The sequence below is a fragment of the Pseudomonas sp. GCM10022186 genome (genome assembly GCF_042656385.1).
In the GTDB taxonomy this organism is placed as follows: domain Bacteria; phylum Pseudomonadota; class Gammaproteobacteria; order Pseudomonadales; family Pseudomonadaceae; genus Metapseudomonas.
The window spans coordinates 63,073-75,595 of record NZ_JBHSOU010000064.1; the positions used below are offsets into that span (position 1 = coordinate 63,073).

At 63.4% G+C, this 12,523-nt stretch carries 12 protein-coding genes and 1 tRNA gene; 8 read left to right on the forward strand and 5 right to left on the reverse strand.

The features are described from left to right. Positions 1–158 precede the first annotated feature (158 nt). Complete coding sequence (locus ACFPU0_RS22650) at positions 159–2,444, forward strand: fatty acid cis/trans isomerase (RefSeq protein ID WP_377695542.1); 2,286 nt, start codon at positions 159–161, stop codon at positions 2,442–2,444. Between the two features lie 217 nt (positions 2,445–2,661). Further along, complete coding sequence (gene nfuA / locus ACFPU0_RS22655) at positions 2,662–3,246, forward strand: Fe-S biogenesis protein NfuA (protein WP_377695544.1); 585 nt, start codon at positions 2,662–2,664, stop codon at positions 3,244–3,246. Between the two features lie 279 nt (positions 3,247–3,525). Here the strand turns inward: nfuA and ACFPU0_RS22660 are convergent, their stop codons facing one another. The 4 genes from ACFPU0_RS22660 to ACFPU0_RS22675 all read right to left on the reverse strand — a co-directional run bounded on the left by ACFPU0_RS22660 (position 3,526) and on the right by ACFPU0_RS22675 (position 6,460). Further along, a complete protein-coding gene (locus tag ACFPU0_RS22660) occupies positions 3,526–4,692 on the reverse strand; it encodes an MFS transporter (protein WP_377695545.1) in 1,167 nt (388 codons plus the stop codon). A gap of 22 nt (positions 4,693–4,714) precedes the next feature. Continuing rightward, positions 4,715–4,957, reverse strand: coding sequence for a DUF1272 domain-containing protein (locus ACFPU0_RS22665; protein WP_377695547.1), 243 nt, complete (start codon positions 4,955–4,957; stop codon positions 4,715–4,717). A 4-nt stretch (positions 4,958–4,961) separates the two neighbouring features. Beyond that, positions 4,962–5,975 carry a GlxA family transcriptional regulator gene (locus ACFPU0_RS22670; RefSeq protein WP_377695548.1) on the reverse strand — a complete coding sequence of 338 codons (1,014 nt, stop codon included), beginning with the start codon at positions 5,973–5,975 and terminating at the stop codon, positions 4,962–4,964. Positions 5,976–6,190: 215 nt separating this feature from the next. Further along, positions 6,191–6,460, reverse strand: coding sequence for a hypothetical protein (locus ACFPU0_RS22675; RefSeq protein WP_137822007.1), 270 nt, complete (start codon positions 6,458–6,460; stop codon positions 6,191–6,193). Between the two features lie 314 nt (positions 6,461–6,774). Between ACFPU0_RS22675 and ACFPU0_RS22680 the strand changes: the two genes are divergently transcribed. After that, positions 6,775–7,443: a PA2778 family cysteine peptidase gene (locus ACFPU0_RS22680; RefSeq protein WP_377695549.1), complete on the forward strand. Its 669-nt coding sequence runs from the start codon at positions 6,775–6,777 to the stop codon at positions 7,441–7,443. A 138-nt stretch (positions 7,444–7,581) separates the two neighbouring features. Here ACFPU0_RS22680 and ACFPU0_RS22685 read toward each other — a convergent pair whose 3' ends face one another. Next, entirely contained in the window at positions 7,582–8,865 is a 1,284-nt protein-coding gene (locus ACFPU0_RS22685) for an NAD(P)/FAD-dependent oxidoreductase (protein WP_377695550.1), read from the reverse strand. A 184-nt stretch (positions 8,866–9,049) separates the two neighbouring features. On the opposite strand from ACFPU0_RS22685, the gene ACFPU0_RS22690 reads away from it, so the two are divergent. From ACFPU0_RS22690 to rplT, 5 genes are all read left to right on the forward strand, one after another. Next, a tRNA-Val gene (locus tag ACFPU0_RS22690) sits at positions 9,050–9,126 on the forward strand. 228 nt (positions 9,127–9,354) lie between these two features. Then, positions 9,355–11,277 (forward strand): threonine--tRNA ligase, encoded by a 1,923-nt coding sequence (gene thrS, locus ACFPU0_RS22695; protein WP_377695551.1) that lies wholly within the window; start codon positions 9,355–9,357, stop codon positions 11,275–11,277. After that, entirely contained in the window at positions 11,277–11,828 is a 552-nt protein-coding gene (gene infC / locus ACFPU0_RS22700) for a translation initiation factor IF-3 (RefSeq protein ID WP_377695646.1), read from the forward strand. The genes thrS and infC overlap by 1 nt, the downstream gene beginning before the upstream one ends. 61 nt (positions 11,829–11,889) lie before the next feature. Next, positions 11,890–12,084 carry a 50S ribosomal protein L35 gene (rpmI, locus tag ACFPU0_RS22705; RefSeq protein ID WP_044874619.1) on the forward strand — a complete coding sequence of 65 codons (195 nt, stop codon included), beginning with the start codon at positions 11,890–11,892 and terminating at the stop codon, positions 12,082–12,084. Between the two features lie 29 nt (positions 12,085–12,113). Further along, positions 12,114–12,470, forward strand: coding sequence for a 50S ribosomal protein L20 (rplT, locus tag ACFPU0_RS22710; protein ID WP_377695552.1), 357 nt, complete (start codon positions 12,114–12,116; stop codon positions 12,468–12,470). The last annotated feature ends 53 nt before the right edge of the window (positions 12,471–12,523 follow it).

A 12,523-nucleotide genomic window follows, 5' to 3' on the forward strand; every position in this document is an offset into this window, starting at 1 on the left:
GCTGGCGTGAACAAAGGCGAAGATGATAGCAAAACCTTAGTAATTTTTAGCTTGCCCGCCATTTCCATGAATTCCATTCATGTTGCAGGATGAGCGGGATCGCCGACTCGCCGCGCAAGCCAGTAGAATCCGCCTATTTGCTCCTCAGGGATCGAGTCATGTCGCCGCGTACCCTTGCCGCCTTGTTTGTCCTGCTCATGCTGTGGATTCGCCCGACGGTGGCGGAGGAGCTCTCCTACAGCCGCGACATCCAGCCGATCTTCACCCAGAAGTGCGTGGCCTGCCACGCCTGCTACGACTCACCCTGCCAACTGAACCTGGGCAGTGCCGAGGGCGCGGCGCGGGGCACCAGCAAGCTGCCGGTCTACGACGGCGGCCGCACCAAGGCCCAGGACCCCAGCCGCCTGTATTTCGATGCCCAGGGTGCCGAGGCCTGGCGGCGCAAGGGCTTCCACTCCGTGCTGGACGCCAGCGGCGCTCAGGCCGCATTGATGGCGCGGATGCTGGAGCTGGGCAAGGCGAATCCGCCGGAACCCAATGCCAAGCTGCCGGCCGACCTGGACATCGACATCAACCGCCAGAACCAGTGCCCGCTGCCGGGTGAGTTCGACGCTTATGCGCGCAAGCACGCCAGGGCCGGCATGCCATTCGCCGTCACCGGCCTCAGCGAGGCGGAGTACCAGACCCTGCAGCGCTGGCTGGCCGAGGGCGCCAAGGTGGAAGAGCAGGCTGTGCGGCCCAGCGCCGCCGAGGCGCGCCAGGTGGCGCAGTGGGAGGCACTGCTGAATGCTCCGGGCGCCCGCGAGGCCCTGGTGGGGCGCTGGCTGTTCGAGCACCTGTTCCTCGCCCATCTCTATTTCGAAGGCGGTGAGCCCGGCCATTTCTTCCAGCTGGTGCGTTCGCGTACCCCCAGCGGCCAGCCCATCGACCCCATCGCCACCCGGCGGCCCAACGAGGACCCGGGCAACAGCTTCTATTACCGCCTCTGGCCGATCCAGGGGGTGATAGTGCACAAGACCCACATCACCTATCCGTTGAGCGCGGCGAAGCTGGCGCGGGTCAAGGAACTGTTCTTCACCGGCGACTGGCGCGTGGACGCCGTGCCGGGCTATGGCGCCCAGCGTCGCGCCAACCCCTTCGAGACCTTCCAGGCCATTCCGGCGCAGGCGCGCTACCAGTTCATGCTGGATAACGCCGAATACTTCGTGCGCACCTTCATCCGCGGCCCGGTGTGCCGCGGGCAGATCGCCACCGACGTGATCCGCGACAACTTCTGGACGCTGTTCCAGGACCCGGCCCACGACTTCTACATCACCAATGCCGAATACCGCGAGCAGGCCACGCCGCTGCTGGCGATGCCCGGCCAGTTCGATGAGATCGGCGACCTGCCGGGCCTCTGGCGCGCCTATCGCAACAAGCGCAACGAATACGAGGCGCTGCGCATGCAGGCCTATGCGGACGCGCCATCGCCGAGCTGGGCGCATATCTGGACCGGCAACGACAACGCCCTGCTGTCGATCTTCCGCCAGCACGACAGCGCCTCGGTGCGCAAAGGCCTGATCGGCGAGATCCCGCAGACCATCTGGTGGATGGACTATCCGCTGTTCGAACGCACCTACTACCAGTTGGTGGTCAACTTCGACGTGTTCGGCAACGTTTCCCACCAGGCGCAGACGCGGCTCTACTTCGACCTGATCCGCAATGGCGCCGAGGTCAACTTCCTCCGCCTGATGCCGGCCGTATCCCGCGCAGCGTTGCTCGGCGACTGGTACCAGAAGAGCGGCAAGGTGAAGTTGTGGCTGGACTACCAGAGCATCGACAAGAGCACGCCCACCGCCCTGTCCCTGCCCGAGAAGGACCCCAAGCGCGCCTTCGCCCGGGAGCTGCTGGCGCGCTACGCCGGCATCAATGCGCGGCCCGACCCGATCAACCGCTGCAGCGGCGCCCAGTGTTTCCGGCCTGGCATCGCCCCCGAGCTGCAGGGTACGGAACAGGCCCTCAGCCGGCTGGCGAGCCGGCCGGCGGCAGGGCTCAAGGTGATCGAGCAACTGCCGGAAGCCACCCTGCTGCGGGTGGAACTGGTCGATGGCCGCCGCGAGGTCTACAGCCTGTTGCGCAACCGCGCCCACAGCAACGTGGCCTTCATGCTCGGCGAGGAGCTGCGCTACCAGCCGGGTCTGGACACCCTGACCCTGTATCCGGGCGTGCTCTCCAGCTATCCGAACTTCATCTTCAGTCTCAAGGCGGGGGAGGTGGAGGCATTCGTGCAGGCGCTGGAACAGGTCAAGGACGGCGCAGCCTTCGACAAGGTGGTGCAGCGCTGGGGCATCCGCCGCACCCATCCCGAGTTCTGGTTCCATTTCCATGACCTTGCGACCTACATCCGCGAAACCGAGCCGGTGGAAGCGGGGGAGCTGGATATGAACCGCTACCAGAACCTGTAGCTCCGGAATTTGGCAACGGCACGGCGATCTGTCGTAGGGTGCGCCATGTGTTCCAGCCTCAGCTCCTGGCAGGCTCCGCCGCAGCTCCGGGCATCGGACTCGGTGCGCACAGCGCACCCTACGAGGCCTGGACGCGAATTATTCCTACTAAATTGGTAGGGCTTTAACCCCCGTTCCCCTTTGGCGTACACTGCGCCCATGTTTGCGAGGAGTTGCCATGAGCGCCATCACCATTACCCAAGCTGCCCAGGATTATCTGGCTGACCTGCTGGAGAAACAGAACACCCCCGGCATCGGCATCCGTATCTTCATCACCCAGCCGGGCACCCAGTACGCCGAAACCTGCATCGCCTACTGCAAGCCGGGCGAGCAGAAGCCCGAAGACAGCGCCCTGGCCCTGGCAGCCTTCACTGCCTGGATCGACGGTGTCAGCGAGCCCTTCCTCGAAGACGCGACCGTCGACTACGCCACCGACCGTATGGGTGGCCAGCTGACCATCAAGGCGCCGAACGCCAAGGTGCCCATGGTCAATGAAGACAGCCCGCTCAACGAGCGCATCAACTACTACCTGCAGACCGAGATCAACCCCGGCCTCGCCAGCCACGGCGGCCAGGTGAGCCTGGTGGACGTGGTCGAGGAAGGCATCGCCGTGCTGCGTTTCGGCGGCGGCTGCCAGGGCTGCGGCATGGTCGACATGACCCTCAAGGATGGCGTCGAGAAGACCCTGATGGAACGCATCCCGGAGCTGAAGGGCGTGCGTGACGTCACCGACCACAGCAACCGCGAGAACGCCTACTACTGAGGCGCGATCGAAACAGGAAAGGCGACCTCCGGGTCGCCTTTTTCATGTCCGGGGATTCCTTGTGGGGGCGATTTCAATCGCGAATAAATTCGCTCCCCAGCACCGTGGCCCTTCAGTGCGTAGGGTGAAAATCCCTTTAGGGATTTCCACCGTCGGGGGGGTGTCTTTCACGGCACCTCCTTGTAGGGGCGAATTCATTCGCCAAGCAGGACGAAGTCCTGCCCTTGTAGCAATTTCATTCGCGAATGAATTCGCTCCCACAGCAAGCACCACAGCCCTTCAGCCAGCCGCCAGCCTGCGCCGCACCGGCAGCAGCATGAACAACGCCAAGGCCAGCAACGGCAGCATGCCCATGTTCACCGCGTCCCAGCCGATACCGGTGATCAGCGCCCCGGAGGCGAACGAAGCACAGGCCGCCACCAGGCTGTTGCCCAGCTCCATCAGGCCCTGGGCCTGGCCGCGTTCTTCGGCACTGTGACCCTCGCCGAGCAAGGTGGTACCGGCCACCAGCATCAGATTCCAGCCGACGCCGAGCAGGAAGGAGCTGATCAGGAAATGCGACTCCTGCATACCGACAAGAGCCGTGGCGGCGCTGCCGAGCAGGATCAGGCTGCCGAGCAGGGCGATTCGCCGGCTGCCCAGGCGGTCCACCAGCTGGCCGGCAACGAAGGCGGGCAGGAACATGCCGAGCATGTGCCAGCGGATCACCTCGGCACTGGTCTCCAGCGACAGCCCACAGAAATTCATCGCCAAAGGCGTGGCATTCATCACCAGCAGCATCAGGCCATGGCCCACGGCGGTGGTGGCGAGCGCGGCACGCACCACTGGCCGTGCCAGCAGGGCGCGGGCCTCGGCCCAGCCGGCCTGGGGCGGGCGAGGAGCTTCGCCTTCGCGCAGGCGGGCCACCAGCAATAGACCGATCAGGGCAAGCACCGCGATCAGCAGGTAGGCGCCGACGAAGGGAACGTCCAACGCATTGCGCGACCAGAGGGAAAGGCTCGGCGCCAGCAGGGCCGCGCAGACGCCGCCGCCCACGACATAGGCGGTGGCCCGGCCCTTGTGAGCATCGCCCACCGCTTCCAGGGCGGCGAAGCGGTAATACATGGCCGAGGCCTGGTAGGCGCCGATGGGCAGGGCGCCGAGGCAGAACAGGGCGAAATCCCCGAGCCAGACGCCCAGGGCGCTCAATAGCCCGCCCAGCACGCCGCAGCCGGCGCCGAGCATCAGCCCCGGCCGGCGGCCGTGCCGCTGCATGAACAGCGACAAAGGCTGCACCGCCAGCAGGTTGCCGAACACCAGCAGGGCCAGCGGCAGGGTCGCCAGGGCATTGAGCGGTGCCAACTGCAGGCCGACCAGGGAAGTGAGGGTGATGCCGATCATCGAGCAGCTCCAGTAGAGCGCCTGACTGGCAAAGAGCACGCGAATGGTGGGGTTGTTCAGCAGCATGGATCGTCCTTGAAACCCGGGGTCAGTTGGGGCAGCCGGCGGCCTTCACGACGCGCTGGCTGGAGGGAGGGTACTTGGCCAGCTTGCTGGCCGGGCGAATCGGCCGGCGTACCAGTTCACCGCCGCAGTTGGGGCAGCGGCCGTGCAGGCGCTGGTCGGCGCAGCTGCGGCAGAAGGTGCATTCGAAGGAACAGATCAGCGCGTCGGCAGAGTCGGGCGGCAGGTCCTTGTCGCAGCATTCGCAGTTGGGGCGTAGGTCCAGCATGGCGTCATCCTCGGTCGAAGGTCGGGCGTCCGAAACGTTCCGCGTACTCCTGCGGGCTGACGGACAGGTGCTTGTGAAAGGTGCGGCGCAGATTCTCCGGGTGACCGAAACCGGTGAGCCGCGCGACGGTGCCGATGGAGGCCTGGGCGTCCTGCAACAGCGTGCGGGCCGCTTCCAGCCTGACCCGCTCCACGTATTTGCCGGGGCCCATGCCCAGCTCCTGGACGAAGACCCGCGACAGGCTGCGCGGCGCCATCTTCGCCTGGGCGGCCAGAGCCTCCAGGGACAGGTCGGCGCCCAGGTTGGCCGGGATCCATTCCAGCAGGGCCGCGAGCCTGGGCGTACGGCAGGGTTCCGGGGTGAGCAGCGCGCTGAACTGTGCCTGGCCACCGGGGCGGCGCAGGAACAGCACCAGGCGCCGGGCCACCGCCAGCGCCGTGGGGCGGCCAAGGTCCGCTTCCACCAGGGCCAGCGCCAGGTCGATGCCGGCGGTGACCCCGGCCGAGGTGAACACATGGGCGTCGCCGTCGCGGCCATCGGGGTCGTAGGTGTGCAGCCGGTCGCCCTGTACCTCGACGGTTTCATGGGCGCTCAGCTCCGCCACGTCCGACCAGTGGGTGGTGGCCTGGCGGCCGTCCAGCAGGCCGGCGGCGGCCAACACCAGCGCACCGGAGCAGATGGAACCCAGGCGGCGCACCCCGGGCTCCGCCCGGCGCAGCCAGTCGAGCAGTTCCGCGTCCTCGCAGAGTCCCTTCATCTCCATGCCGCCTGGAATCAGCAAGGTGTCCAGGCTGGCCGGGTCCACCTCTCGCCAGGCCTGTTCGGCTACCAGGGCGAAGCCGGCGGAGGTTTTCACCGGCCCGGCTTGCGGCCCCAGCAGGTGCAGGGCGTAGCAGGGCGGCAACCCGTGGCGCTGGCGCTCGACATTGGCGGAGGCGAACACCTGCAGCGGCCCGGTAACGTCCAGGCTCATGACCTCGGCGAAGGAGAGGCAGGCGATATGGCGAATCTGTTCCATGACGAACTCGCACGGGGAGATAACGTCAGTCTGCAGCGAATGCGCAGTGGCAACAATGACAATAACCCCACGGATATGGCCAGCCCGGTTCGAACGATGCCGGCTTGCGCTTTACTCAGGGGGGGAATGGCGAGGGGAGGGAATTGCGGGGAAAAGCAGCCGGGGCAGGCAGGGAAGGCCTGCCCGCCGCGCATTGGGCACTGGTGCGGGAGTGGTTACTCCGGCATGGACCAGGGCTCGAGGTTATAGCCTTTGCGGCTCAGCTCCTCGCGGGATTGCTTGAGGATGCTGGCCAGTTGTTCGGGGTCGGAATAGGTGCTGCTCGGGATTTTCGAGCGCCCCAGCAGGCGGGTGCTGGTACGGTCGATCACGCTGATGCTGAGCTCGCCAGTACCGTCCTGGAGTGCCCAGGCGACGCACTGGAAGGGTTTGAATGCACGGCCGGCGATGATCAGTGCTTCGTTGAAACGCAGCGGAGTGTTCATGGGAGGGGGTCTCTCCATATTGTGCCCAATGAATGTGACAGTGCGTTTCAGATCATTGTTGCACCGTCGTGAATGTGGATGGCGAGACCTGACCGATAAGTCACAGCACGTCGTGAAAAACTAAGTTTTTGTCGCTGAAATGAACGGGTAAGAGAAATTTGTATTGGGCGTTGTGCGTTTTTGCCTGTGTCCAGGGTATACAGGGCCTCCCCGGCATTGTTCCGGATCGCCGTCGCACCGGGTTGCCATGTACCCTCCGGGCTCCTGCCAGTATCATCCTCCCCCGTTCGAGATTGCCTACAGCGAGTGTTGCCGTGCCCCTTCGTAAACGCCTGCTCCGCCCTGTCCTGGTTGCCACTTGTCTCGCCCTGCTGGCGGGGTGCTCCGCCCAGCCGCTGTCGCCGAAATTGCGCGCGGCTCCGGAGCGGGTCGAGCTGAGTGGCGTGCCGTTCTTCGCCCAGAATGCCTACCAGAGCGCGCCGGCCTCCATGGCGGCCCTGCTGACCCAGCAGGGCGAGGTGGTCACGCCGGGCATGATCGAGCACGAACTGCAGCTGCCGCAGAAGGAGGCGTCCCTGCGCGAAGGACTGACGGCAACGGCGCGAAACCATGGCCTGCTGGTCTATCCCCTGGGCAACCAGCTGGACGAGCTGCTGGAGCAGGTGGCCGCCGGCAACCCGGTGCTGGTGCATCTGCGCGAAGGCTTCGGCTGGATGCCCACCGGGCGTTATGCGCTGCTGATCGGCTATGACCGCGCGAACCGCCAGGTACTGCTGCGTCATGGCCACCAGCGCCGTGCCCTGATGAGCTTCAGCGCATTCGAATCGGGCTGGGCCGAGGCGGGAAGCTGGGCCGTGCTGGTCCAGGCCCCGAACCAACTGCCGGCTTCGGTGGAGCGCGCCCGCTGGTTGAAGGCCGCCGACGAACTGGCCGCGGCCGGCCAGGCGAATGCGGCCAAGATGGCCCGTTTGCAAATGCCCTGAGGCTTGAGCACCTGGCTGACCGCAGGGTGCGCCATGCGCACCGCCTGTGGTCTCAAGCCCCGCGCCACGTTCGCTGCTCCAATCGCTCCGGCCAAATGAAAACGGCGCCCTCGGGCGCCGTTCTCGTCAGCGGGGCGATCAGACGCCCAGCTTGTCACGCAGGCTGTAGTACCAGGCGCCCATCGCGGTGAATGGCACGCGGAACACCTGGCCACCCGGGAAGGGGTAGTGCGGCAGGCTGGCGAAAGCGTCGAAGCGCTCGGCCTGGCCACGCAGGGTTTCGGCGATCACCTTGCCGGCGACGTGGGTGTAGGTCACGCCGTGGCCGCTGCAGCCCTGGGAGTAGTAGATGTTGTCGCCGATCCGGCCGACCTGGGGCAGGCGCGACAGGGTCAGCAGGAAATTGCCGGTCCAGGCGAAGTCGATCTTCACGTTCTTCAGCTGCGGGAAGGTCTTCAGCATCTTCGGACGGATGATGGCTTCGATGTTCGCCGGGTCGCGGGCGCCGTAGACCACGCCGCCACCATAGATCAGGCGCTTGTCGCCGGAGAGGCGGTAGTAGTCCAGCAGGTAGTTGCAGTCCTCGACGCAGTAATCCTGCGGCAGCAGGGACTTGGCCAGTTCATCCGACAGCGGTTCGGTGGTGATCACCTGGGTACCGCAAGGCATGGACTTGCTGGCCAGCTCGGGAACCAGGTTGCCCAGGTAGGCGTTACCGGCCACCACCACGAACTTGGCCTTCACCCGGCCTTTCGGGGTGTGCACCACCGGGTTGGCACCGCGGTCGATACGGGTCGCCGGGGTCTGCTCGTGGATCACGCCGCCCAGGGACTCGACAGCCGCAGCCTCGCCCAGGGCCAGGTTCAGCGGGTGGATGTGGCCGCCGCTCATGTCCAGCATGCCGCCAATATAGTTGTCGGTCGCCGCGATCTCGCGGATGCGCTTGGCGTCCAGCATTTCCAGCTGGGTATGGCCGTAGCGTTCCCACAGTTTCTTCTGGGCTTCCAGGTGAGCCATCTGCTTGCTGGTGAAGGCCGCGAACACGCCGCCGTCCTTCAGGTCGCACTTGATGTCGTACTTCTTGATGCGGTCGCGGATGATGCGGCCGCCTTCGAACGCCATCTCGCCCATCAGCTTGGCTTGCCTGGCATTGGAAGTGCGCTCGATCACATCGATGTCGCGGCTGTAGCTGTTGACGATCTGGCCACCGTTACGGCCGGACGCGCCGAAGCCCACCTTGGCGGCTTCGAGGATGGTGACCTTGAAGCCGTTTTCCAACAGGAAGAGGGCGGTGGAGAGGCCGGTATAGCCTGCGCCGACGACGCAGACATCGGTTTCGGTCTCACCTTGCAGTTCGGGGCGGGCCGGTACCGGGTTGGCCGAGAACGCGTAATAGGATTGGGGGTAGGGAGTGTGCGTCATAATGGAATCTCTGTTTTTTATTTTTTACAGATGGGCTGATGCTACCTGAGTTGAATCGAGCCCGCCAGCCTCTGTGCAAAATATTTAACGTGGCGTTGAACGGTAAAAAATCCACTTTTTCAGAGAGTTAGCGAAAAAAGGTGTTGACACAAAAAAGATAGTCCGTAGAATGCGCACCCATCGAAGGCACATAGCTCAGTTGGTTAGAGCACCACCTTGACATGGTGGGGGTCGTTGGTTCGAGTCCAATTGTGCCTACCAAATTCGATAAAAAGGGTCACCCAGGTGGCCCTTTTTTATTGGGCGCTTGTCAGGGGGCTTGGCTTTCTGCAAGCATCCCGCTCTTCATTACCTCCAGTGACTCTGGTTCGGCTCTGGTTGGCCTGAAGGCTCCTGCCACCGTATGGCGGGCATACCACCGGATCGCGTACTGGCTCATCCCAACCCATGTGGCCTTTGGTAGAGGTCACCACTAGGAGAGGAGGCGCCATGCCCATCATCACTCTTCCTGACGGCAGTCAGCGTACTTTCGACAAACCCGTTTCCGTGCTCGAAGTGGCCCAGTCCATCGGCGCGGGCCTGGCCAAGGCGACCCTCGCCGGCAAGGTAGACGGTAAGCAGGTGGATGCCTGTGACCTGATCGAAACCGATGCCACGCTGCAGATCATCACGCCTAAAGACGAAGAGGGGCTGGAGATCATTCGCCACTCCTGCGCGCACCTGGTCGGCCATGCCGTCAAGCAGCTCTATCCGACCGCCAAGATGGTGATCGGTCCGGTCATCGAAGAAGGCTTCTATTACGACATCGCCTTCGAGCGCCCCTTCACTCCTGAAGACATGGCGGCCATCGAGAAGCGCATGGCCGAGCTGATCGACAAGGACTACGACGTCATCAAGAAGATGACCCCGCGCGCCGAAGTCATCGAAGTGTTCAAGGCCCGTGGCGAGGAATACAAGCTGCGCCTGATCGACGACATGCCGGACGAGAAGGCCATGGGCCTGTACTTCCATGAGGAGTACGTGGACATGTGCCGCGGCCCGCACGTGCCGAACACCCGCTTCCTCAAGGCGTTCAAGCTGACCAAGATTTCCGGTGCCTACTGGCGTGGCGACTCGAAGAACGAGCAGCTGCAGCGTATCTATGGCACCGCCTGGGCCGACAAGAAGCAGCTGGCCGCCTATGTCCAGCGCATCGAAGAGGCCGAGAAGCGCGACCACCGCCGCATCGGCAAGCAGCTGGACCTGTTCCACCTGCAGGAAGAAGCGCCGGGCATGGTCTTCTGGCATCCGGCTGGCTGGACCGTCTACCAGGTGCTGGAGCAGTACATGCGCAAGGTGCAGCGCGACCATGGCTACGTGGAAGTGCGCACTCCGCAGGTGGTCGACCGCATTCTCTGGGAGCGTTCGGGTCACTGGTCCAACTACGCCGAGAATATGTTCACCACTTCGTCGGAAAGCCGCGACTACGCGGTCAAGCCGATGAACTGCCCGTGCCACGTGCAGATTTTCAACCAGGGCCTGAAGTCCTACCGCGACCTGCCGCTGCGCCTGGCCGAGTTCGGTGTCTGCCACCGCAACGAGCCGTCCGGCGCCCTGCACGGAATCATGCGTGTGCGCGGCTTCACCCAGGACGACGCCCACATCTTCTGCACCGAAGACCAGGTGAAGAAGGAAGCGGCCGACTTCATCAAGCTGACCCTGCAGGTCTACAAGGACTTCGGCTTCACCGACATCGCCATGAAGCTGTCCACCCGTCCGCTCAAGCGCGTGGGTTCCGACGAGCTGTGGGATCGCGCCGAAGGCGCCTTGGCCGATGCGCTGAACGAATCCGGCCTGGCCTGGGAATACCAGCCGGGCGAGGGTGCCTTCTACGGTCCGAAGATCGAGTTCACCCTGAGGGACTGCCTCGGCCGTAACTGGCAGTGCGGCACCCTGCAGTACGACCCGAACCTGCCCGAGCGCCTGGATGCCAGCTATATCGCCGAAGACAACAACCGCAAGCGCCCGGTGATGCTGCACCGCGCCATCCTCGGTTCCTTCGAGCGTTTCATCGGCATGCTGATCGAGCATTACGCCGGTGCATTCCCGGCCTGGCTGGCGCCGACCCAGGCGGTGATCATGAACATCACCGACAAACAGGCCGATTTCGCGGTCGAGGTCGAGCGGGTTCTCAATGAAAGCGGTTTCCGTGCCAAGTCCGACTTGAGAAACGAAAAGATCGGCTTTAAAATCCGCGAGCATACTTTGCTCAAGGTTCCCTATCTCTTGGTTATTGGAGACCGGGAGGTTGAGACTCGATCCGTTGCTGTGCGCACCCGCGAGGGTGTCGACCTGGGTTCCATGCCCCTCGATAGCTTCTCTGAGTCGCTCGCACAAGCGGTTTCCCGGCGTGGTCGCCAAGAATTGGAGTAATCATTATTAAGCGTGAAATGAGACAGGATAAGCGGACTCAACCCAAGGCCCCGATCAACGAGAATATCTCGGCTCGTGAGGTCCGGTTGATTGGTGCTGACGGCCAGCAGATTGGCGTCGTCTCGATCGATGAAGCGCTTCGCGTTGCTGAAGAAGCCAAGCTGGATCTGGTGGAAATTTCCGCCGATGCGGTACCGCCTGTCTGCCGCATCATGGATTACGGCAAGCATCTCTTCGAGAAGAAGAAGCAGGCCGCTGCCGCGAAGAAGAACCAGCACCAGCAGCAGATTAAAGAAATCAAGTTTCGTCCAGGGACGGAAGAAGGGGATTACCAGGTAAAACTACGCAACCTGGTACGTTTCCTTAGTGAAGGGGACAAGGCCAAGGTATCCCTGCGATTCCGTGGTCGTGAGATGGCCCACCAGGAGCTGGGCATGGAGCTGTTGAAGCGGGTCGAAGCCGACCTCGCCGAATACGGCACCGTTGAACAGCATCCCAAGCTGGAAGGACGCCAGCTGATGATGGTCATCGCCCCCAAAAAGCGAAAATAACCCCCAGGGCACTGGCAGGCCTTGCGGTTATGTGTATTGACTGAATGCGGAGTATCCGAACATGCCAAAGATGAAAACCAAGAGCGGTGCTGCGAAGCGCTTCAAGAAGACTGCTTCCGGCTTCAAGCACAAGCACGCTTTCAAGAGCCACATCCTGACCAAAATGACTACCAAGCGTAAGCGTCAGCTGCGCGGCTGCATCCTGGTGCACCCGTCCGACGTCCGTAAAGTAGAGCGCATGCTGCGCGTTCGTTAATCCGGTCAAGATTCTAGAGGAAATTACTCATGGCTCGTGTTAAGCGCGGCGTCATCGCTCGCAAGCGTCACAAGAAAATTCTGAAACTCGCCAAAGGCTACTACGGTGCACGTTCGCGCGTGTTCCGCGTTGCCAAGCAGGCGGTGATCAAGGCTGGCCAATACGCCTACCGTGACCGCCGTCAGAAGAAGCGTCAGTTCCGCGCTCTGTGGATCGCTCGTATCAACGCTGGTGCTCGTCAGAACGGTCTGTCCTACAGCCGCCTGATCGCTGGCCTGAAAAAAGCGGCCATCGAGATCGACCGTAAGGTTCTGGCCGACCTGGCAGTGAACGAAAAAGCGGCGTTTGCTGCGATTGTCGAGAAAGCTAAGGCCATCCTGGCTTAAGTGCCCGACAATCACCGGGTTCGCCCGGTGCTGAACGTCACCGATAGGGGAAG